This window comes from Azospirillum sp., from assembly GCF_035628975.1.
Classification (GTDB): Bacteria; Pseudomonadota; Alphaproteobacteria; order Azospirillales; family Azospirillaceae; genus Azospirillum.
The window spans coordinates 32,018-52,987 of record NZ_DASPIS010000049.1 but is presented as its reverse complement, the minus strand read 5'-3'; the positions used below and the strand labels follow the sequence as shown (position 1 = coordinate 52,987).

Genomic DNA, 20,970 nt, shown 5'->3' with positions numbered 1-20,970 from the left:
CGATGAACGCCTCCACCCTCCCCCATGCGGCACCCAGTCCGGCGGCACCGGCGCCGCGGCTGGGCAGCGGCCGCTATTTCAACCACGAGTTCAAGACCGAGACGGTCAAGATCGCGCTGGGCCAGCAGGCGGTCAGCGACCGGGGCGACCTGATGATCGCGACCACGCTGGGCTCCTGCGTGGCGGCCTGCATCCACGATCCGGTGCGGGGGATCGGCGGCATGAACCACTTCATGCTGCCCGACCTGCCGGCCAGCGAACTGGAGGGGGCCGGCGCCGCCGCGCGCTACGGATCGGTCGCGATGGAGCGGCTGATCAACGCCCTGCTCGCCGCTGGGGCCGACCGCAGGCGCCTGAAGGTCAAGCTGTTCGGCGGCGCCAGCGTCATCGATTCGAGCTACAACATCGGCGGGCTGAACAGCCGCTTCGCGCTGGACTATGTGCGGGCGGAGGGGCTGACGCTGGCCGGGCTGGATCTGGGCGGCGGCTCCGCGCGGCGCCTGCATTACTTCCCCCATAGCGGCCGCGCCCTGCGCCGCCTGCTGCGGCCGGAGGCGGCGGCCGACACCGTCACCCGCGAACGGTCCTTCATCACCCATCTCGCCCGCACCCCCGTGGAGGGCGAGGTGGAGCTGTTCGGACCGACCGATGCGGGAGGGGACTGACCCATGCCCAGACCGATCCGCGTCGTCATCGTCGACGACAGCGCCCTGATGCGCGAGATGCTGAAGGACATCCTGACCCGCGAGCCGGGGATGGAGGTCGCCGGCGTTGCCCGCGACGCCTTCGAGGCCCGCGACGTGATCAAGGCCACCAATCCCGACGTCATCACCCTGGACGTCGAGATGCCGAAGATGGACGGCCTCTCCTTCCTGGAAAAGATCATGACGCTGCGGCCGACGCCGGTGATCATGGTCTCCTCCCTCACGCGCGAGGGCTCCGACGCCGCCATCCGCGCGCTGGAGCTCGGAGCAGTCGACTGCGTCGCCAAGCCCGGCGGCTCCGACGGGCTGGGGTTCGAGGCGACGGCGATGGAGCTGGTCTCGAAGATCCGGGTCGCCGCCACCGCCCGGCTGGCCATGCGCAGGCCGCCTGCCGTCCATGGTGTCCTGCCGACGCCGCGCCGCGCCGGATCGGGCAAGCGGCTGATCGCCGTCGGCGCCTCGACCGGCGGGGTGGAGCGCATCCGCGACCTTCTGGCCGCCATGCCGGCCGACTGCCCGCCCATCCTCATCACCCAGCATATGGGGCCCAGCTACGTGCCCAGCTTCGCCGCCCGGCTCGACCGGCTGTCAGCGCCGACGGTGCGGGTGGCCGTTCACGGCGACCGGCCGGCCCAGGGGCTGGTGCTGATCGCGCCCGGCGACCGCCACCTCGCCGTCGTCCGCGACACCGCCGGTTTCGTCTGCCACATCCAGGACACGCCGCCGGTCAGCGGCCATCGCCCGTCCGTCGACGTGCTGTTCGCCTCCGTCGCCAAGGCGGCGGGCGGCAAGGCGGTCGGCGTGATCCTGTCCGGCATGGGCCGCGACGGCGCCATCGGCATGAAGGCCATGCATGAGGCAGGCGCCTTCACCATCGGCGAACAGGAATCGAGCTGCGTCGTCTACGGAATGCCGCGCGCCGCCAAGGAGGCCGGCGCGGTCGCGGTCGAACTTCCGCTCACCCAAATCCCCGCCGAAATGCTGCGCGCCTTCGACGCCGTCGGCGAGCGCCCCCGCACCGCCTGACCCGGGCGGGCATCCGGGCCGAGTTCCCAAGGAGCACCAGTATGTCTATCCACGCCGCCGCCAGAGATGCCGCCCAGTTCGCCGTCCGAGATGCCGCCCGAGACACCGCTCTGGCCCCGGCGGACCGCCCGGCGCCACCCCCTGCGGACGGCGAGGCCAAGGTCGCCGTCACGGCAGAGCTTCTGTCGACCTGGCTCGGCTTCGCCGACGTGCAGCGCCGCACGCTGGACATCGTCCAGAGCGAGCTGACGCGCACGTCGGACCATGTGGAGACCTCCACCCTCGACCTGTCGGAGCGCTTCCGCGAACTGGCCCAAAAGGCCCTGGAACAGTCGGAGCGCGTGGCACAGATCGTCGCCATGGCGGGATCGGTCGACATCGACGGCGAACGGGTGCCGATCGACACGCTGGTCGTCGCCATGCAGGACATGATCACCGACATGGTGACCAACATCGTCACCCTGTCGCGCCATGCCATGAGCATGGTCTATCTGCTGGACGACGTTCAGAAGGATGTGGCCGAGCTGGAGAAGTCGATCGGCGACATCGACGGCATCAACCGCCAGACCAACTTCCTGGCGCTGAACGCCACCATCGAGGCCAGCCGCGCCGGGGAGGCCGGGCGCACCTTCGCCGTGGTCGCGCAGGAGGTGCGGCACCTCTCCCGCACTACCGGCGAACTGGCGGACCGCATGCGCAGCAAGGTCGGCGCGGTGGTCAAGGGCGTGCGCAACGGCCACGACATCCTGCGCCAGATCGCCAACACCGACATGTCGCCGCAGATGCTGGCGAAGGAACGCGTCGACAAGACGATGGACAGCCTGGTGGCCCAGACCACCCATTTCCAGGCGGTGCTGGAAACGGCGGCATCGGTGTCGACCGACATGTCCTCCACCATCGCCCATGTCATCACCGGCATGCAGTTCCAGGATCTGACCAAGCAGCGGATCGAGGCGATCAACGACAGCCTCGCCATCATGAGCGCCGGGCTGGGCGAACTGGAGACCCGCATCCGCGCCCAGGTGCCGCCCGGCATCGGCGCGCGGGAGCCGCAGGAATGGCTGAACCAGCTGATGGGCCGCTTCACGCTGAGCGAGATGCGCGAACGTTTCGTGCGCAAACTGCTGCTGGAGGGCACCGCACTGGACGAGAACGGCGTGCTCGACCTGGATGTCGGAGGGGACAATGGTTCCGGTGGCGATATTGAACTTTTCTAGCGCGGAACAGCCGGCGCTTGTACAGTGAGATACCTACTCTGAAAGACGACATCATGGATTACGGCATCGAAGTGCGAGACCAGGAGGCGGTGGTCCGCTTGCGCGGCCGCCTGACCTTCAACGACCATGCAAAGTTGCGCGCCCTGATCGGCGAAATGGGGCAGAACAAGCCCCGGCGCCAGGTGCTCGACCTGTCCTCGCTGGAATTCGTCGACTCCGCCGGCATCGGCATGCTGTTGATCGCGCGGGAAGAGATGGACCGCGCCGACAAGCAGTTCGTGCTGCGTGCCGCCGCCGGCCAGGTGAAGCGGGTGCTGACCGTGGCGCAGATCGCCAAGATCGTCCCGATCGAGGACTGACCCGCTTGACCGACGGGGACACCCTTCCCAGTGGCGCCGCCACCGGGCTCCGCACGCGCTTCGCCGGGTTCGTCGCGCCGGGGTTGCCGCACGACCGCAGCAATCGGCTGGCGCGGGCGCTGGGCCTGCGTCCGGCAGAGAGGCCGGCAGAGGGGCCGGCAGAGGGGCCAGCCGGTTCCGGAGCGCTGGCGCTGCTCCTGACGGATGGTGGCGCGGCGGAGGCGGACTCTCTCTGGCTGCCCCCGGTCGCCGCCTGGGTCGAACCGGCGGCCAGCGATGAGGATGGCCGCGGCGTGGCGGCATTGCTGGCCGAGGCGTCCGGCACCGACCTCTATGTCAACCTGACCACCGCGACCGCACACGACCTGCAACTGGGCGGTCGCCTGCTGGCCGCCATCGGCGCCCGCCACCCGCTTTCCGGGCACCGCCGCGACGATATCGAACTGGCTCTGCATGAAGCGGTCAGCAACGCGCTGGTGCACGGCAATCTCGGCGTCAGCGGCATGAAGGAGTTGAGCGCCCAGGAACTGGAACGCTTCTCCCGCGATTTGGGCGACGGGCTCGCCGACCCGGTGCTCGCCGCGCGGCGGATCGCCATCGCCGTACGCATCGACCCGCCGCAAACCGCCCCGGCCGGGCATGGGCCTGGACCAGCCGGGAGCCGGCCGGAAGACGCGCCGGAGAATGGCCGGGCATTGGCGACGGTCGAGATCACCGACCAGGGCGCCGGCTTCGTCCCGCGCAGGCCGGAGCGGGCCGGGGCGTCGGGCCGCGGACTCGACCTGATCGGCAGCATCGCCGACGGGCTGGAGATCGAGGATGGCGGCCGGCGCATCCGCCTGAGGTTCCGGCTGTGACCATGACCGGGCAGGACATCTCCGGCACCGGCCGTCCGCAAAGCCTCGAAGGCCGGGATCCGGAATTCCAGGTCGCCGACTCTCAGATACCCGATTCGCAGATCCTGGATTGCCCGATCCTGGTGGTGGACGACACCGCCTTCAACCGCACCGTGATCGGCACCTTCCTGGCCGAGGCGGGATTCCGCAAGGTCTCCTTCGCCACCAACGGGATGGAAGCACTGGCGATGATCGAGGCCGGCGTTCCCGACCTGCTGATCCTCGACATCATGATGCCGGGGATCGACGGCTACGAGGTCTGCCGCCGCCTGCGCGCCATGCCGGAGACGGCGGACCTGCCGATCCTGGTGCAGACCGCCCTGTCGTCGGGCGAGGACCGCAACAGAGCCTTCGCCGCCGGCACCACCGACCTTGTGGCGAAACCGCTGGAGCGGACGGAGCTGCTGGCCCGCGTGCGCATCCATCTGGAAGACCGCGTGCTGATCCGCCGGCTGCAAAGCTACCGCGCGCGGGTGGAGGCGGAACTGTCCATCGCCCGCTCGATGCAGGAGCACCTGCTGCCGACGCCGGCGCAATGCACCGCCGTCGCCGGGGCGGCCGGCTGCACGCTGCGCGCCCACAGCGTGATCTCGCCCCATCTCGGCGGCGATCTCTGGGGGCTGCTGCCGCTCTCCGGCCGGCGCTTCGGCGTCTATCTGCTGAACGTCGCCGGCCAGGGCGTGTCGGCGGCGCTGAACGCCTTCCGCCTGCACACCCTTCTGCAGGAGCTGGGGCCCATCCACGGCGAGGATGCCGCCGCCCTGCTGAGCGCCCTGAACGACCGCGCCGCCGGTCTGCTGGCACCGGGGGAGACGGCGACCATGACCTACGGCGTGGTCGACGGCGAACTCGGGCGCTTCACCCATGCCTCCGCCGAGGGAGCGCCGCCGATGATCCTGCGCGGAGACGGCGGATCGGATTTCGGCGTCGCCACCGGATTGGCGATCGGCATCGCTCCCGGCACCCGCTATCGCGCCGAGGTCATGGAACTGCCGCCGGGTGCCGTGCTGGCGCTTTACTCCGTCGCGGTGCTGGAGGCGCTGGATGCCGGCGGCACCGGGATCGGGCTCGGCTGGATGATCGCCCGCGCGGTGGCGGAAGGCGACGGCTTCGAGGCCGTCGTGCGCTCGCTCAGCTTTGCACTGGGACAGGTCAGCGGCGACGACCACACGCTGCTGTGGATCGAGCGGGGGGCCAGATGAATACCGGGAACATGAATACCGGGGACATGATGGCAGCCGGCCCGCTTGCCGGAGGAAGCGACTCCGCGGACGGATTGGCCGGCGCCCGCGTGCTGGTCGTCGACGACAACCGGATCAACCGCCATCTCCTGCTGGCCCTGCTGGAGCGCGGCGGCATCACCCTGGTCGAACAGGCGGAGGATGGGCAGGAGGCGCTGGCCCGGATGGAGCGCTTCAAGCCCGACCTCGTGCTGCTCGACCTGATGATGCCGCGGATGGACGGGTTCGAGATGTGCCGGCTCCTGCGCGCCGACCCGCGATGGAAATCGCTGCCGGTGCTGGTGCAGTCCAGCCTGAACCGCGTCGAGGACCGTGCCCGCGCCTTCCGCGCCGGGGCGACCGATTACGTCACCAAACCGATCAACGCGGTGGAGCTGCTGGCCCGCGTGCGAATCCAGCTTCGTAAACGCGCCATGCTGCGCGACCTGGAGCAGTATCACAGCCGGACCGAGAGCGAACTGGCGCTCGCCCGCGCGATGCAAAGCCGGCTGCTGCCCGGTCCCGACCGGCTGGCGGACCTGCAGGCGGCGACCGGCATCGCCATCGACGCCCATTTCGCCCCCTCATCCGAGCTTGGCGGCGATTTCTGGGGCATCGACCGGCTGCCGGGCGGCCGGGTCGCCGTTTACATGGTCGATTTTTCCGGCCATGGCGTGGGGGCGGCGCTGAACACCTTCCGGTTGGACGCCATCTGCCGCCAGATCGGCAGCACGGGGCTGACCCCTGCCGAGTTCCTGGCCGCGATGAACCGCCGGCTGTGCGGCCTGCTTCCCTGCGGCCAGTTCGCCACGATGCTGACCGGCCTGATCGATCCGGTGGCGGGGGTGTTCGATTACGCCTCTGCCGGATCGACGACGCCGATGATGTGGCTGCCCGGCGACGAGGCGCCACGGCTGGGCGACGGCAGCGGCCTGCCGCTCGGCCTGCTGCCGTCCGCCACCTACGACAGCCGGCAGCTGCCGATGCCGCCGGGTGCGCGGCTGTTCCTCTACTCCGACGCGGCGATCGAGATTCCGCTCGGCTCGGAGGGCCATGATGTGCTGGACGAACCGGGCCTCGCCGCCCTGCTCGCCCGCCGCCTGCACGAGCCCGACGGCGCCCGCCTGCTCGACGGCCTGCTGGGCGATCTCCACGCCACCGGTCCCATCGACGACGACCTGACGGCGCTGCTGGTGTCCCGGCGGAGGTGAGCGCCGGGCTTGATGGCCAAGGCCGCATCCAAAAGCCTCCGCCAAAAGCAAAAAGGCCGCCCCCGAGGGAGCGGCCTTTCGCGTTCGGCAGGAGCCGACCGATCAGCGCGAGTAGAACTCGATGACCAGGTTCGGTTCCATCTGGACCGGGTACGGAACGTCGGCCAGCAGCGGGGCGCGGACGAAGCGGCCCTTCAGCGCGCTGCCGTCAACTTCCAGGTAATCGGGGATGTCACGCTCGCCGGAAGCGGCGGCTTCCAGGACCAGCGCCATCTGCTTGGACTTGGCGCGCACCTCGACGGTGTCGTTGTCCTTGATGCGGGCCGAAGCGATGTTCAGGCGGCGGCCGTTGACCAGGATGTGGCCGTGGTTGATCAGCTGGCGCGCGGCGAACGGGGTCGGCGCGAACTTCATGCGGTAGACCACGGCGTCCAGGCGACGCTCCAGCAGGCCGATCAGGTTCTCGCCGGTGTCGCCCTTGCGGCGGACGGCCTCGGCATAGATGCGGCGGAACTGCTTCTCGCCGATGTTGCCGTAGTAGCCCTTCAGCTTCTGCTTGGCCATCAGCTGCAGACCGTAGTCCGACGGCTTCTTGCGGCGCTGGCCATGCTGGCCCGGGCCATACTCGCGCTTGTTCAGCGGGCTCTTGGCACGGCCCCACAGGTTGACGCCAAGGCGGCGGTCGATCTTGTACTTGGACTCTTGACGCTTGCTCATAACTCTCACGCCTCGTTGTACACGAGTTGATGTTGTCCCGGTAGTTCCGACCGCCCTTTCAGGCGGCGGACGGGGCGCCAAAGATTGCGCGCGCCCGCTTTCCCAGGAGGTGAAGGCGCGCACAATACCCATTGGCGTGCCGGAGTCAAGCCTGACGGCGTATCTGGAACCCCTTGCCCGCCCTGCCGTTTTGCGCTCCCCTTCCCCACACCGCAAGCGGCAGGCAGGAATGACGCGATGGAACGGGTGGAGTGCGTGGTCGTCGGGGCGGGGGTGGTCGGTCTGGCGGTGGCGCGCCGGCTGGCGCGGGCCGGGCGCGAGGTGATCGTGCTGGAGGCGGCGGACGCCATCGGGACCGGCACCAGTTCCCGCAACTCCGAAGTCATCCATGCCGGCATCTATTATCCTACCGGCAGCCTGCGCGCCCGGCTGTGCGTGCCCGGCCGCGACGCTCTCTACGACTACTGCGCCGCCCATGGCGTGGAGCATCGCCGCATCGGCAAGCTGATCGTCGCGACGGAGGAAAGCCAACTGCCGAAGCTGGCGGCGATCCGCGCCCAGGCCGCCGCCAACGGCGTCGCCGACCTGACGGAGATCGACGCCGCCACTGCGATGCGATGGGAACCGAACCTGCGCACCGTCGGCGCCCTGCTGTCGCCCTCCACCGGCATCATCGACAGCCACGGGCTGATGTTGGCCCTGCTGGGCGATGCCGAGGAGGCCGGCGCGATGCTGGCGCTGCAAAGTCCCCTGCTGCGCTCCCACCGCATCGCCGACGGTTTCGAGCTGGAGGTCGGCGGGGCGGAGCCGATGCTCCTCGCCTGCTCCACGCTGGTCAACGCCGCCGGGCTGGGCGCCTGGACGGTGGCGCGCGGGCTGGAGGGGCTGGATGCCGCGCATGTGCCGCCGCGGGTGCTGGCAAAGGGCAACTACTATGCGCTGGCCGCCGGCCGCTCCCCCTTCTCCCGGCTGGTCTATCCGGTGCCGGTGGAGGGTGGGCTGGGCGTCCACCTGACGCTGGACCTCGCCGGACAGGCCCGCTTCGGCCCCGACGTGGAATGGCTGGGCGACGTCGCCGGCCATAGAGAGGGGCCCATCGACTACGCCGTCGATCCGGTCCGGGCCGACTCCTTCTATGGCGCGGTGCGCGCCTATTGGCCGGGGCTGCCCGACCACGCGCTGGTGCCGGCCTATTCGGGCGTGCGGCCCAAGCTGAGCGGACCGGGACAGCCGCAGGCTGATTTCCTGATCCAGGGGCCGGGCACCCATGGGGTGGAGGGGCTGGTCAACCTGTTCGGCATCGAATCGCCGGGCCTGACCTCCTGCCTCGCCATCGCCGACGCGGTGGCGGTGGAGCTGGACGAGGCTCCCGAGATCATCGGCGGCGCTTGGGGCTCACAGGGTTCTTGACCGCGACCCCGGCTCTCCCAATCTATAGGCGTGGCGGCGCCGGCATGTGCTGGGCCGCCGATCCGCCGGGCGCCGGAAACGGGCCCATCTTCCGCAACTCGCTCCCGTCGTGAGGAGGATGCGTCGTGACGACTCGCCTTTCGCTCTTCAACAGCCCGCTGCTTCTCGGCTTCGATCAGTTCGAGCGGACGCTCGACCGCATCGCCAAGAATTCGGCCGAAGGCTATCCTCCCTACAACATCGAGCAGATCGGCGACGACGGCCTGCGGATCACGCTTGCCGTGGCCGGCTTCACCTCCGAAGACCTGTCGGTCCAGATCGAGGACAACCAGCTCGTCATCCGTGGTCGCCAGACCGACGACAAGTCGCGCGTCTACCTGCATCGCGGCATCGCCGCCCGGCAGTTCCAGCGCAGTTTCGTCCTGGCCGAAGGGATAGAGGTCGTGGGCTGCTCGCTCGACAACGGGCTGCTCAACATCGACCTGACCCGTCCGATGCCGGAACCGAAGGTCCGCACGATCAAGATCGAGCAGCCGAAGAAATCCGCCGGCGGTGCCATGCCGCGCACCATCGACGTGTCCGCCGACGGCAAGGACGACTGACCCGGCCCCTGTTTTCCTCCCACCTGCCTTCCCGACACTCTGCACGCGCGGCCGCCCATGACGGGGAGCCGCCGGGAGACCACGATCATGATGAACGATACCCACAGCCAGCTGCGCCAGCTGTCGACCCAGGATTTCGCCAGCTTCGGCCTGGGCGACGTCGCCTATGTCCGGCCGGTGGAACTCGAGGGCACCGCCGCCTTCGCGATCCACGCCGCCGACGGCACGCCGCTGAGCGTCGTCGCCGACCGCGAGCTGGCCTTCGCCGCCATCGTGCAGAACGACATGGAGCCGGTCAGCGTCCACTGACCACCGGCCGGCATCTCGATCCTTGTCAGCCCTAACTCCTGTTGTAAGGTGCGCTCTGCCATAATCACGGGCGCTATACGCGAAAAAGGCATCGGGGGACGGTCGGTTGGACGGCGGGGCGAGCGATACGGTGGTGGACACGAAGACCGCCGCCGAAACGGAGAAACGGAAGGCGTGGGACGACGAGGCCCGCGATTCCCTGCATATTCTTCCGCTGTCGTCGATCCCGCTGGACACCCCCGGCCTGCAGCATGCCCGGCTGATCAAGAATGTCCGGCTGCAGACGGTGGTGGAGATGTTCCACGACGCCCAGGCGGGCAGCGGCCAAGTGACCGCCCGCCATCTGCCCGCCTATTTCGAATCCTACAAGGACGAGATCGAGCGCGATCTGGTGAAGCTGGAGAAGATCGGCGCCGCCTCCAGCTTCGACGTCTACTCCTCGCGCATCGAGTTGCGGCGGCTGAACATCGACGTCAACAACGTCGAATCGTTGACGCTGTCAGACCGCAAGAAGGCGGAACTGACCAACTACATGCGCGTCTTCACCCGGCCGCTGATGGAATATGTCTACGGCACGGAAGAGCTTCAGGTCGCGGACGTGACCGACATCATCCAGCTGTTCGCCAACCCCAACCGGGAGGAGGCGCTGCGCAACCTGCGCATGATGGCCGACCGGCTGGACATCGGCCTGAACGAGATCCCGCAGTTCCTGGAAGAGTACGGCGACATCTTCCTGTCGCTGGCCTATTTCCGCAAATGCCTGGACGAGATCGTGCCGGAGGTGCAGCGCTTCGTCACCTGGATGGGCGAGATCCGCAATTCCGCCGAGGTGAAGCGCGATTCGCGGCAGATGCGGATGCTGGATGAGATTGCCCGCGACCTGACCGACATCTCCACCTCCATCACCGGCCGGTTCGAGAGCTTCGACAACCGGTCCAAGGATTTCTGGAGCGACATCAACGCCGACACCTTCCGCGCCATCCGCGAGTTGATCTCGTCCCACCACGTCACCATCGGCGGGGTGCTGTGCGGTCTCGCGGTGAAGATGAACCTGTGGAAGCACCGCTTCGCCCGCGGCGGCGGCGGTCCGAACCGGCGCATGGAGTTCGTGAAATCGGAGATCCTGCCCGGCCTCTCCCACATCAAGGCGCTGGAGCAGTCGGCGCGGACGGGGCATTTGTAGGCTGCGGGCACCGCCCCGGCGGGCGCAATCAGTCCATCGAGAGAATCGTCGCCACCGCGCGGTTGTCCAGCAGGACCGTCGCGGCCAGCGTCAGGATCGGCGCCAGGAACAGCAGACCGATGACACAGCGCACGATCAGATCGGTGCGCCGGGCGGAGCGGCAGAGCGGACACTCGTCGGGACCATGCCCGTAGTCGGAGCCGCAATAGGGACAGGCGGTGGTGTTGACCATGGCGAACGGGCTTTCGGAACGGGCCGGCGGCCGTGGAGCTGCCGCCATTCTGGACCGGTGCAACACCCGAACGTCATGAATTCACTGTCATCTTGCCGTCTTCGTCCCGCCTGTGGCCGGAGGGACGCTCACGCCGCCCTGTCCATCGGCACCAGCCCGGCGACGATGCGGCGGAACTGACCGGCAAAGCGCTCGCGGTCGGCAGCGGCCAGGGTGAAGGTGACATGCAGACGGCCGCCAACAACGCCGCCAACACCGCCGCTAACACTGCCGTCAATCGCGCGCACCGTGGCTGGCACCGGTTCCAGCCCCGGCAACGCGACGCTCAGCGCCGTCCCCTGCCCCAGAGCGGCCCAGCACTCCTGCGGCAAGCCACTGATCTGCGCGCCGCCTTCCGAAGCGTTGTCGACGGTCACCGGCACCTCGCGCCCGCCGATGGTCAGCCGGCCCGGCCGGTTCAGCGGATAGCGCGGGGCGGCCCGGCGGTTCACCTCCGGCGTGGCGGTGCGGATCGCCTCGATCAGGACGCGGCGCAGCTGGTCGATGCTGGAGGCCACGCGGGTGGACAGGGCGTTGACCTCGCTGGCGCGTTCGCCGGTGGCCGTCGCCTCCTGCGAGACGGCGGCGATGCGGGTCGCCACCTCCTGCGCCGCGTTGGAGGTCTGGAGGACATTGCGGGCGATCTCGCCGGTTGCCGCCTCCTGCTCCTCGATGGCGGCGGCGACGGTGGCCGATACCGACTCCACCCCGCGCACCCGGTCGGCGATGGCGCGCACCGCGCTGACCGCCTCCGCGGTGGTGGCCTGGATGGCGGCGATCTGGCTTTCGATCTCGTCGGTCGCCCGTGCGGTCTGGCCGGCCAGCTGCTTCACCTCGCTGGCGACCACCGCGAAGCCCTTGCCGGCCTCCCCTGCCCGCGCCGCTTCGATGGTGGCGTTCAGAGCCAGCAGGTTGGTCTGGCCGGCGACGTCGTTGATCAGGTCGGTCACCTCGCCGATGCGGGTCACGGCCTCGGCAAGGCGCTGGATGGTTTCCTCCGCCCGGACCGAAGCGCCGACCGCCTCGCCGGTCATGGCGGTGGCGGCGCCGACCTGGGTGGCGATCTCGCGGATGGAGGCGCTGAGCTGCTCCGATGCGGCAGCCACGGTCTGGGCGTTCGACAGCGCCTGGGTCGCGGCGGCGGCCACATTCTGGCTGTTGTCGCTGACCGCGCGGGCCGATTCGGCCATGCGGGTCGCGTTGCCGGCCATCTGGCTGGTCTGGCTGGCGACCACATCGACGGCATTGGACGCTTCCGTCTCCACCGTCTCGGCCATGCGCAGCAAGGCGGCCTGCTTCTCCCGTTCGGACCGTTCCCGCTCTTCCTCGCGCAGGCGGCGCAGACGCTCCGCCTCCTCGGCATTCTCCTTGAAGACGCGCAGGGCACCGGCCATCGCACCGATCTCGTCGCCGCGGTCGGAACCGGGAATGGCGACGCCGAGGTCGCCCTGGGCCAGACGGCGCATCGCGGCGGTCAGTTCGCCCACCGGTCGCACCACCCGGCGCCGGATGCCCAGCACGCCCAGCACCACCACCGCCAGCACCAGGGCCGAGACGCCCCAAACCGCGCTCATGAACAGGCTTTCGCGTCCGGCGGCATAGACCTCCGTCTCGCTGTTGTAGCGGGTGGTGTCCGCGACGATCCGGTCGACGACGGCGCGATGGGCCGCATAGGCCTCGGCGATGACCGCGTAGGAGGCGCGGGCCGCCGCCTCGTCCTTGCGGGCGAGAGCCGGCAGGAACTTCGTCTCGACTTCGGTCCAGAAGCGCATCACCGGCGCATGCGATGCCTTGGTCAACTGGTCGACGAGCGACGTCTCGAACCCTTCCTTCAACCAGTATTCGTGCCGGTCGTCATAATCCTTGCGCAGCTGCACCAGACGCGCCCGCCGCTGCTCCACCGACGCCGGGTCGCTCATCGCCAGCGTGGTTTCCAGATAGGCCTCGATCACATATTCCGGCGGCGGCAGGATGTCGGCGATCAGATCCTTGCCCAGCACGATGCGCTGGTAGATCGGACCGCCCACCTTCAGTTCGCGGATCGCCAGCGCACCCGTCAGGACGACCGCCAGGAAGCCGAGCGTGACCACCACGCCGAACAGGTTGGTGAGCGCGGCAATCCTGAGGTTCTTCAGCATGATGCGACCCCTGCGCAAAAACGACGGCAGAGGGTTGCTTCTCAGATTGAACTATTCATGACAAGCAAAAAACTTGCTCGATTATCGGGTCAAATAGAAATGATGTTTCATTGTGCGCTTTGCATACGGAATGTGCAGTGTCTGCGCAATGACCGACCAAAGTACCGGCAATGGAATCAAGTGAGGACCAAAGTACCGATCCAACCGACCAGAGCGAGGATCACCAGCATCACCAGCAGGGTGACGATCACCGCGTTGCTGCGTCGAATCGAACGGCAGCGCGGACAGCCCCCCTCCGTCACGGCGGGATAGGGATGGTTGCAGCGGTCGCAGCGGACGGTCTGTTCGGTTCCGGTCTGGTCCGTCATCGGCGGGTTCCATGGTGTCGAAGCCTGTGAGGCCGCATGGATAGCACGCCCGACGCTGCACCGCAGCGGTGAACACGTGCCTGTGGGCACGGTTACGGACAGGACGGAATGTCGCAGCAACGGGCCGCGCCGCCGTCAGTCCGCGGCGGAGGATTCCACCGGCGGCACACGCAGTTCCGTCGCCTGCAGGCGGCGCGGGCTGTGGTCCAGAGGTTCCAGCAGCGGCATCTCCGATCCCTCCGGTGCTGCATGCAGGTCGCGGAAGCGGCGCGCGCTGACCAGCACCCGCGATTCCAGCGTACCGACCGCACTGTTGTAGCAGCCGACGGCCTTGTCCAGCTGCCCGCCCAGCTTTTCCATATGGCCGCCCAGATCGGACAGGCGCTTGTACAGCTCCGCCCCCAGCGCGCTGATCTCGCGGGCATTGTCGGCCAGCCGCTCCTGCCGCCAGCCATAGGCGACGGCACGCAACAGCGCGATCAGCGTGGTCGGGGTGGCCAGGATGACGCGATGGTCGATGCCGGCTTCGATCAGCGCCGGGTCCTGCTCCAGCGCCGCGGAGAAGAAATTCTCGCCGGGCAGGAACAGCACGACGAATTCCGGGCTGTCGTCGAACTGGTCCCAATAGCCCTTGGTGCCGAGCTGTTTCATATGCTCGCGCACATGGCGGGCATGGCGGACCATGCCGTCGCGCCGCGCCAGATCGTCCGCCGCCTGGACACCGTCCAGATAGCCTTCCAGCGGCGTCTTGGCATCGACCACGATGGTCTTGCCGCCGGGCAGGGTGACGATCAGGTCGGGGCGCAGCCGGCCGCTGTCGACCGACACCTGCTCCACGAAGTCGCAATGGTCGAGCATCCCCGCCATCTCGCAGACCCGGCGCAGCTGGATTTCGCCCCAGCGCCCGCGCGCCGCCGGGGTGCGCAGCGCACGGACGAGGTTCCCGGTCTCCGCCCGCAGCTGGCTCTGGGTTTCCACCAGCGACAGCACCTGCTGCTTCAGCCCCTCGTAGGCGCCTGCGCGCGTGCTTTCCAGGTCGCGGATCTGGCGGTCCATCGCCTCCAGCGACTGGCGCACCGGATCGACGATGGCGGCGATGGCGGTCTGGCGCTTGTCCAGGTCGCCCTTCGCCTGCTCCTGAAACCCGGCCAGCGTCTCCCGCGCCAGATCGAGGAAGCTGCGGTTGTTCTGGTGCAGCGCCTCCGCCGACAATGCCTTGAAGCTGTCGGCCAGCGCCGCCTGCGCCCGCTCCAGCAGGGCCATCTTCTCCGCCGCCGCGGTCCGTTCGGCGTCCAGCCGGGTCGACAGCTGGGCGTGGCGTTCGCGGGCATCGGCGACCTCGCCATGCAGCCGGGCGATCTGATGGTCCCGCGCCTCGATCTCCTCGCGCAGGTCGTCCTCAGTCCGCTCGGCGAGGTCGAGACGGGTGGCGAACTCCGCATGCAGGGCAGCAGCCGCGGCCTCCGCCCGGCCGGCGGCGGCGCGCAGCACCGCCCAGGCGATGGCGGTGCCCAGCAGCAGGCCGGCTGCCAGCCCGATCGCCAGGGACATCCCGTCCACCACCATCCCGTTCACCACGAACTGCGTCACACCCGTTCCCTCACCCCTGCCCCACACCCGAAACGGGCACAGCCTATCGGAACGAAACGCGAATTGGAACAGGGCGCGAACAGACAGGGTGACGCAGCATTGCCCAGCCGCCGCTTTCCCCGCTTGCCCAACCAAGTCCGCGGCGCCATATCGGAGGCCATGCCAGACGACAACACTCCCGACAGCAAATCCCCCAACGGCGCCCCCAATGGCGCCTCCGATTGCGGCCCCGGCTGCGGCGGCCCCCGCGTCCGCGCCATACCCCCCGGCGAGGATCGCGAGCGGCTGATGTGCCCGGATTGCGGCTACATCGCCTACCAGAACCCGCTGATCGTCGTCGGTGCGGTGGCGACCTGGGAGGATGGCCGCATCCTGCTGTGCCGCCGCGCCATCGAACCGCGCAAGGGCTTCTGGACCCTGCCCGCCGGCTTCATGGAAGAGCGCGAGAGCACCCGCGAGGGAGCGGCCCGCGAAGCCTGGGAAGAGGCGCGCGCCCGCATCGACATCGACCATCTGCTGGCGATCTACGACATCCCGCGCATCAGCCAGGTGCAGATGATCTTCCGCGCCCGTCTGCTGTCCCCGGACGTGGAGCCCGGCCCGGAGAGCCTGGAGGTCGGGCTGTTCGCCTGGGACGAGATCCCCTGGGGCGAGCTTGCCTTCCCCACGGTGGTCTGGGCCCTGCGCGAGCACCGCGACCGGCTCGGCCGCAACGATTGCGCCCCCGCGGTCAACCCCACCCCGGACGCGCTCGCCCGCTGGGACCGGATGCTGTGAGGAGCGCCGCCTAGCGCCGTTCCACCGGGAATTTCGCCACCAGCTCCTGCTCCGCGCCGTCGCGCCGGATGGTCAGCGGCAGCCATGTGCCGGGCGCCTGGCGGCGGATGACGGCGACCAGATCGGCCGGCGCCCGAACCGGGCTTCCGGCGGCGATCAGGATGCGGTCGCCGGTGCGCAGGCCGGCCGCCGCGGCAACGCTGCCGTCGCTGACCGATCCCACCGTGATGCCTTCCGGACCGGGGTCGAGCTGCACGCCCAGCCGCGGCCGCTGCGGTTCGGCATCCTCGCGCGCCGGCCCCAGCCCGAAGACCGCATCGGCGATGCGCCCGTCCAGCTCGTCGCAGTCGCGGTCGGCATCCCACGGCAGCAGCACGGCGGCATCGGCGATGCCGAGGTCGGCCAGCTGGTGCGGGACGCCGTCGCGGTAGAGGGTATGGCCCTGCCCCAGGATGCCGACGACGGCGCGCCCGGTGGTCCGGCGGGTTTCCGCAATCTTCTCCGCCATGGCGCGGTCCCAGACACCTTGCGCGTCGATGAAGCGCTTGGCCGCATCGGTGGGAGCGGTCGCCTGCGACTCCGAGCGGTCGTGTGCCGCCAGCGTTTCGGTCAGGCGGTTGCGGTAGGTTTCCGTCGGGGCGGCGGGGGTGCCGACGCCCTCGCGCTCCGCCACCGGAATGGCGGCCCAGCCGTTGCGGGCGGTGCGGCTGATCAGCGAACGTTCCACATTCAGCGCCACCACCGGCAGCCGGTGCAGACGGGCGAATTGCAGGATCGGCAGGTAGAAGGCCGGATCGAACCCCCAGACCGTGCGCCAGTCCGTCTCCTTCAGGAACTCGCTTTCCGTCAGTTCCCCCGCCACCCAGCGGTCGAGCACCGGCTGCAGCCGGCGCGGCAGCATCTCCATCCCGACGGCAAGGTCGGGGGTCAGCGCATGCAGGCCGGCCAGGGTGTGGAGCTGCCAGCGGTGGTGGTCGGCCTTGTCATGCTGCTCCCCCAGCAGGACGACCGGCGCTTCGGCGAGCCGGCGCAGCAGCGGTGCCGGCTCCACCGCCGTTCCGGTGCCGTCGGCCCACACACCCGGCGGCACGCAGCCGATGCGCGCGGCATCCTCCGCCCGGACGCCGGATGCGGCGACGAAGGACAGCGCCGCGAAGACCAGCGCGGCAAGGCGAAAGGGACGGGCCAAGGGAGGGGGGATGGGACGGAAGATCTGGCGCAAGGGTCGGCTCCGTCGGCTCAGGCATTGCGCCAAGGTTGGAACTGCCGGACACAAGGTCAATGGCGAACGCCACCGATTGCGTCGTTCGGCCGCGCTGAAGATCCGCGGCGGATGACAGCCGGTGCATCGGCGGGTAGGATCGGCACCGGCGGTGAACATACGGCGGATGGCGGCCTTCCGCGCCGGCATCCGTATACTCCCGAGGCCAGACCCAGGGCGTCCGCTCTCCCCGCCCGACCGCAATCATTCGTGAAGCGCACCGCCGCCATGCCGCACCGCAAGACCGTCATTCTCACCGGCGCCAGCCGGGGTATCGGACACGCCACCGTCACCCGGTTCAGCAACGAAGGCTGGCGCGTGATCTCCTGCTCGCGCGAGGATGTGCCGGAGCATTGCCGGCGCGATCCCAACTGGACCCACCACATCCCGGCCGACCTGTCCGACCCCGCCAGCCGCGCCGCGTTCGTGGAGGAGGCGAACAAGGCGCTGGACGGCGCCCCCCTGCATGCCCTGATCAACAACGCCGGCATCTCGCCCAAGACCCCGATCAAGGAGCGGCTGGGCTGCCTGAACGGCTCCATCGAGGGCTGGCACCGGGTGTTCGAGCTGAACTTCTTCGCAGCGCTTGTTCTGGCCCGCGGCTTCGCCGCGCCGCTGTCGAAGGGCAAGGGGGCGATCGTCAACGTCACCTCCATCGCCGGCCATTCGGTGCACCCCTTCGCCGGCTCCGCCTATTCCACCTCCAAGGCGGCGCTGTCGGGACTGACCCGGGAGATGGCGGTGGAGTTCGCGGAGATCGGCGTCCGCGTCAACGCCGTCGCCCCCGGCGAGATCGAAACGGCGATGACCGGCCCGGAATACGACGTGCTGATCCCACGCATCCCGCTGAAGCGCATGGGAACGCCGGAAGACGTCGCAGCGGTGATCTTCTACCTCTGCGGCCCGGATTCGGCCTATGTGACCGGGACGGAGACCTTCATCACCGGCGGGCAGCATCTGTTCTGAGGGGTGCTTCGGACGGTTGCCCCCTCCCCCATCCCTCCCCCTCTTCGAGGGAGAGGGGGCAGGACGCTTGTCAGCCTGACCTAACTGCCAAAGCGGCGGCAGTCCCCTCTCCCTCGAAGAGGGGGAGGGTTAGGGAGGGGGCATCGTCAGCCGACACCCTCCCAACCGAACGCTACTTCCCCGCCCGCCAGGCGATCAGCCGCCGCGCCGCCTCGGCGATGGTCTCCTCAGACCCGGCGAAGCTGAAGCGCAGGAAGCGCCGGCCGCGGGCAGTGTCGAAATCGATGCCCGGAGTGCAGGCGATGCCCGTCTCCTCCAGGAGCTGCTTCGCCAGCGCTTCGCTGTCGTCGGTCATGTCCGACACGTCGGCATAGATGTAGAAGGCGCCATCGGCCGGAGCCATCTTGGTGAAGCCCGCCTTCGGCAGTTCCTGCAGCAGAACCGCGCGGTTGCGGGCGTAGCGGGCGACGTGGCCGTCCAACTCCGCCGTGCAGTCGAAGGCCGCGACCGCCGACACTTGGCTCAGCGTGGGCGCCGAAATGAACAGGTTCTGCGCCAGACATTCGACCGACCGCAGCAGATCGTCCGGCACGATCATCCAGCCCAGACGCCAGCCGGTCATCGAGAAATATTTGGAGAAGCTGTTGACCACCAGCGCCTGATCGTTCACCTCGGCCGCGGTGACCGCATCGGTGCCATAGGTCAGTCCGTGGTAGATCTCGTCCGACACCATGCGCACGCCGTTGGCGCGGCACCAGTCGGACAGCGCGGTCAGTTCCTCCCGGCTCAGCATCGTGCCGGTCGGGTTGGCCGGGCTGGCGACGATCAGCCCCTGCACCGGCTCCTCCAGCGCCTCCAGCAGTTCGATGGTCGGCTGGAAGCGATGCTCCGGCCCGGTCGGCAGTTCCACCGGGATGACACCGGCGGCCGTCAGGGTGTGGCGGTAGGCCGGATAGCTGGGCGACGCCATCGCCACCCGGTCGCCCGGATCGAAGGCGGCGAGGAAGCCCAGCTGGAAGGCGCCCGACGACCCGGTGGTGACGACCACCCGCCGCTCCGGCACATCCACGCCGTACCGGTCCTTGTACCATTTGGCGATGGCCGCGCGCAGCGGCGGGATGCCCAGCGCCCCGGTGTAACCCAGCGGGTCGCTTCCCACGACGGCGGTGGCAGCCGCCTGCACCACGCCCTTCGGCGCGCCGGAGGAGGGCTGCCCCACCTCCATATGCAGGACCTCAAGCCCGGCGGCCTCGCGCTCCGCCGCGGCGCGCATCACTTCCATCACGAAGAAGGGCGGAATGGCGCCCCGCTTGGAAACCTTGGGCTGCTTGCTCATGATCGTCCGTCTCTAACTCTCTTTTGGGCGGGCCGCTTTTTCGCGGTTCAGTCCCGCTTGCGTTCGCTTTCGACCGTCAGCGCCAGGCTGCCGGCGCGCGGGTCGGTTGCCGTCTGGCAATAGCGGATCCCGTCCTCCGTTGAAACCCGGCAGCCGATGAAGCTGACCCGCCCAGGGATGGATTGCGGACGCGCGGCCTGGATCTGCGGCGCGGTCGACTTGTCCTCCAGGCCCGACGGCAATGCCACCGACAGCAGGGCGGCGGGGCCGGCGGCGGGGCCGTCGCTGCCCCCGGCGGTGCCGACCCCGGCGAACAGGGTGCGGCCGATGATCGAGTTGGCGATCAGGGCCGGCGCGCCGAAGCCGCCGCGGTCCACCCCCTGGGCCACCAGCATGCCGGTGCCGGGAATGCCGCGCCCGGTGCCGAAGGGAGCGCCTTGGGTAAAGGCGCAGGCAGCGCCGTTCTCGTCCGGATCGATCACCATCACCCCGGCGCCGGCCGCAGTGGCAGTAGCGCCGGCACCGGTGGCGCCCAGCAGCTGGGCGGCACGGGTCGCACGCTCGGCCGGCGGCAGGGCGGCCACCGCTTTCCAGGCCTGGATCAGGGCAGCCCCCGACTCCGGCTCGGTCGTGTCGGGAACATGCAGGTCGCTGATGTCGAAGGGCACGGTCAGTGTGGCGCCGACGCGCGGCTGATAGGCGCGCAGCTGCGCCGCATCCAGCCCAATGCCCTGGGCGACCGTCGCGGCGAGCGGCCCGGCATAGAAGGCGCCCACGCCCTGGCGGCGCAGCACCGACAGGGTCGCGGCCAGTTCCGGCTGGCCGGCGACCGTGCCGACCGCCGGCGTGCCGGCGCCCATCAGGCGGCGACGTGCATCGGAATCGGGAGCCAGACGCCCGCCGAACGCGCTCAGATCCTGCACCAGCGCGCGGCTGAGGCCGGGGGAGAACTGGGCCAGCTGTTCCGCCGGGGCGACCACCTGCTCCCACCGCATCACGCCGGCCGAGGCCTGGACGGCATACAGGCCGCGCGCCATCGCGGGCATGCCCACACTGCCTGCACCGCCGGCACCGACCGGGCGCGGCAGGAAGTCGATGGTGCGGGCCTTCTTGGACGCGGCGTCGAACAGCACGCAGACGCCGCCACCGGTCAGCCCGACGCGCGACGGCAGGCTGGCGGTCATCGCCAGCGCCATGGCAGCCACCGCGTCGCCGGCCTTGCCGCCCTGGGCGATGATGTCCCGGCCGATGCCGGCGGCATAGGGTTCGTCGGCGACGACGAAGCTCTGGACCGTCGCGTCGGTCTTGAACTTCGTGTTGACGCAGCCGGTCAGCAGTGATGCAGCTATGGCAACCGCGCCCAACCGTCGCCAGATTCGCAAGCGAGTGTGTCGCGGCCCGGAGTTCCG

The 20,970-nt window shown here is 69.4% G+C and carries 21 protein-coding genes; 13 read left to right on the top strand and 8 right to left on the bottom strand.

Annotation, left to right across the window (positions count from 1 at the left end; genetic code table 11):
• Positions 1 to 2: 2 nt before the first annotated feature.
• The 7 genes from VD964_RS10835 to VD964_RS10805 are packed head-to-tail and all read left to right on the top strand — an operon-like array spanning position 3 to position 6,633.
• Positions 3 to 665: a chemotaxis protein gene (locus VD964_RS10835; protein WP_324868439.1), complete on the top strand. Its 663-nt coding sequence runs from the start codon at positions 3 to 5 to the stop codon at positions 663 to 665.
• A 3-nt stretch (positions 666 to 668) separates the two neighbouring features.
• On the top strand, positions 669 to 1,730 hold the full coding sequence (locus VD964_RS10830) for a chemotaxis response regulator protein-glutamate methylesterase (protein ID WP_310112189.1): 1,062 nt from the start codon (positions 669 to 671) through the stop codon (positions 1,728 to 1,730).
• A 41-nt stretch (positions 1,731 to 1,771) separates the two neighbouring features.
• Complete coding sequence (locus VD964_RS10825; RefSeq protein WP_324868435.1) at positions 1,772 to 2,947, top strand: methyl-accepting chemotaxis protein; 1,176 nt, start codon at positions 1,772 to 1,774, stop codon at positions 2,945 to 2,947.
• Positions 2,948 to 3,000: 53 nt separating this feature from the next.
• Positions 3,001 to 3,306: an STAS domain-containing protein gene (locus VD964_RS10820; RefSeq protein ID WP_324868433.1), complete on the top strand. Its 306-nt coding sequence runs from the start codon at positions 3,001 to 3,003 to the stop codon at positions 3,304 to 3,306.
• 5 nt (positions 3,307 to 3,311) lie between these two features.
• Complete coding sequence (locus VD964_RS10815; protein ID WP_324868431.1) at positions 3,312 to 4,163, top strand: ATP-binding protein; 852 nt, start codon at positions 3,312 to 3,314, stop codon at positions 4,161 to 4,163.
• Between the two features lie 2 nt (positions 4,164 to 4,165).
• Positions 4,166 to 5,404 carry a response regulator gene (locus VD964_RS10810; RefSeq protein ID WP_324868429.1) on the top strand — a complete coding sequence of 413 codons (1,239 nt, stop codon included), beginning with the start codon at positions 4,166 to 4,168 and terminating at the stop codon, positions 5,402 to 5,404.
• Between the two features lie 26 nt (positions 5,405 to 5,430).
• A complete protein-coding gene (locus VD964_RS10805; protein ID WP_324868427.1) occupies positions 5,431 to 6,633 on the top strand; it encodes a fused response regulator/phosphatase in 1,203 nt (400 codons plus the stop codon).
• Positions 6,634 to 6,735: 102 nt separating this feature from the next.
• Here VD964_RS10805 and rpsD read toward each other — a convergent pair whose 3' ends face one another.
• Positions 6,736 to 7,350 (bottom strand): 30S ribosomal protein S4, encoded by a 615-nt coding sequence (rpsD, locus tag VD964_RS10800; RefSeq protein ID WP_324868425.1) that lies wholly within the window; start codon positions 7,348 to 7,350, stop codon positions 6,736 to 6,738.
• Positions 7,351 to 7,587: 237 nt separating this feature from the next.
• Between rpsD and VD964_RS10795 the strand changes: the two genes are divergently transcribed.
• The 4 genes from VD964_RS10795 (at position 7,588) to VD964_RS10780 (ending at position 10,854) form a co-directional block, all read left to right on the top strand.
• Complete coding sequence (locus tag VD964_RS10795; RefSeq protein ID WP_324868424.1) at positions 7,588 to 8,760, top strand: NAD(P)/FAD-dependent oxidoreductase; 1,173 nt, start codon at positions 7,588 to 7,590, stop codon at positions 8,758 to 8,760.
• A gap of 125 nt (positions 8,761 to 8,885) precedes the next feature.
• Complete coding sequence (locus tag VD964_RS10790) at positions 8,886 to 9,362, top strand: Hsp20 family protein (RefSeq protein ID WP_149222273.1); 477 nt, start codon at positions 8,886 to 8,888, stop codon at positions 9,360 to 9,362.
• Positions 9,363 to 9,449: 87 nt separating this feature from the next.
• Positions 9,450 to 9,671, top strand: a complete 222-nt coding sequence (locus VD964_RS10785) for a DUF1150 family protein (RefSeq protein WP_149222274.1) — start codon at positions 9,450 to 9,452, stop codon at positions 9,669 to 9,671.
• A 133-nt stretch (positions 9,672 to 9,804) separates the two neighbouring features.
• Positions 9,805 to 10,854, top strand: coding sequence for a hypothetical protein (locus tag VD964_RS10780; RefSeq protein WP_414637124.1), 1,050 nt, complete (start codon positions 9,805 to 9,807; stop codon positions 10,852 to 10,854).
• Between the two features lie 28 nt (positions 10,855 to 10,882).
• Here the strand turns inward: VD964_RS10780 and VD964_RS10775 are convergent, their stop codons facing one another.
• The 4 genes from VD964_RS10775 to rmuC all read right to left on the bottom strand — a co-directional run bounded on the left by VD964_RS10775 (position 10,883) and on the right by rmuC (position 15,221).
• Positions 10,883 to 11,086: a hypothetical protein gene (locus VD964_RS10775; RefSeq protein WP_324868419.1), complete on the bottom strand. Its 204-nt coding sequence runs from the start codon at positions 11,084 to 11,086 to the stop codon at positions 10,883 to 10,885.
• A 128-nt stretch (positions 11,087 to 11,214) separates the two neighbouring features.
• The gene (locus VD964_RS10770) at positions 11,215 to 13,263 is read right to left on the bottom strand and encodes a methyl-accepting chemotaxis protein (protein ID WP_324868417.1); all 2,049 of its coding nucleotides are present in this window, start codon (positions 13,261 to 13,263) and stop codon (positions 11,215 to 11,217) included.
• 176 nt (positions 13,264 to 13,439) lie between these two features.
• Positions 13,440 to 13,631 (bottom strand): hypothetical protein, encoded by a 192-nt coding sequence (locus tag VD964_RS10765; RefSeq protein WP_324868415.1) that lies wholly within the window; start codon positions 13,629 to 13,631, stop codon positions 13,440 to 13,442.
• Positions 13,632 to 13,766: 135 nt separating this feature from the next.
• The gene (rmuC, locus tag VD964_RS10760; RefSeq protein ID WP_324868413.1) at positions 13,767 to 15,221 is read right to left on the bottom strand and encodes a DNA recombination protein RmuC; all 1,455 of its coding nucleotides are present in this window, start codon (positions 15,219 to 15,221) and stop codon (positions 13,767 to 13,769) included.
• A gap of 159 nt (positions 15,222 to 15,380) precedes the next feature.
• On the opposite strand from rmuC, the gene VD964_RS10755 reads away from it, so the two are divergent.
• Complete coding sequence (locus tag VD964_RS10755; protein WP_324868411.1) at positions 15,381 to 15,998, top strand: NUDIX hydrolase; 618 nt, start codon at positions 15,381 to 15,383, stop codon at positions 15,996 to 15,998.
• A 10-nt stretch (positions 15,999 to 16,008) separates the two neighbouring features.
• On the opposite strand, the gene VD964_RS10750 is transcribed toward VD964_RS10755, so the two are convergent.
• The gene (locus VD964_RS10750; RefSeq protein ID WP_324868409.1) at positions 16,009 to 17,220 is read right to left on the bottom strand and encodes a ChaN family lipoprotein; all 1,212 of its coding nucleotides are present in this window, start codon (positions 17,218 to 17,220) and stop codon (positions 16,009 to 16,011) included.
• A gap of 267 nt (positions 17,221 to 17,487) precedes the next feature.
• Here VD964_RS10750 and VD964_RS10745 point away from each other — a divergent pair, with 267 nt between their 5' ends.
• Positions 17,488 to 18,225, top strand: a complete 738-nt coding sequence (locus VD964_RS10745) for an SDR family NAD(P)-dependent oxidoreductase (RefSeq protein ID WP_149222464.1) — start codon at positions 17,488 to 17,490, stop codon at positions 18,223 to 18,225.
• A 172-nt stretch (positions 18,226 to 18,397) separates the two neighbouring features.
• Here VD964_RS10745 and VD964_RS10740 read toward each other — a convergent pair whose 3' ends face one another.
• Positions 18,398 to 19,561 carry a pyridoxal phosphate-dependent aminotransferase gene (locus VD964_RS10740; RefSeq protein ID WP_324868407.1) on the bottom strand — a complete coding sequence of 388 codons (1,164 nt, stop codon included), beginning with the start codon at positions 19,559 to 19,561 and terminating at the stop codon, positions 18,398 to 18,400.
• A gap of 47 nt (positions 19,562 to 19,608) precedes the next feature.
• Positions 19,609 to 20,925 (bottom strand): gamma-glutamyltransferase, encoded by a 1,317-nt coding sequence (locus VD964_RS10735; RefSeq protein ID WP_149222465.1) that lies wholly within the window; start codon positions 20,923 to 20,925, stop codon positions 19,609 to 19,611.
• Positions 20,926 to 20,970: the final 45 nt, after the last annotated feature.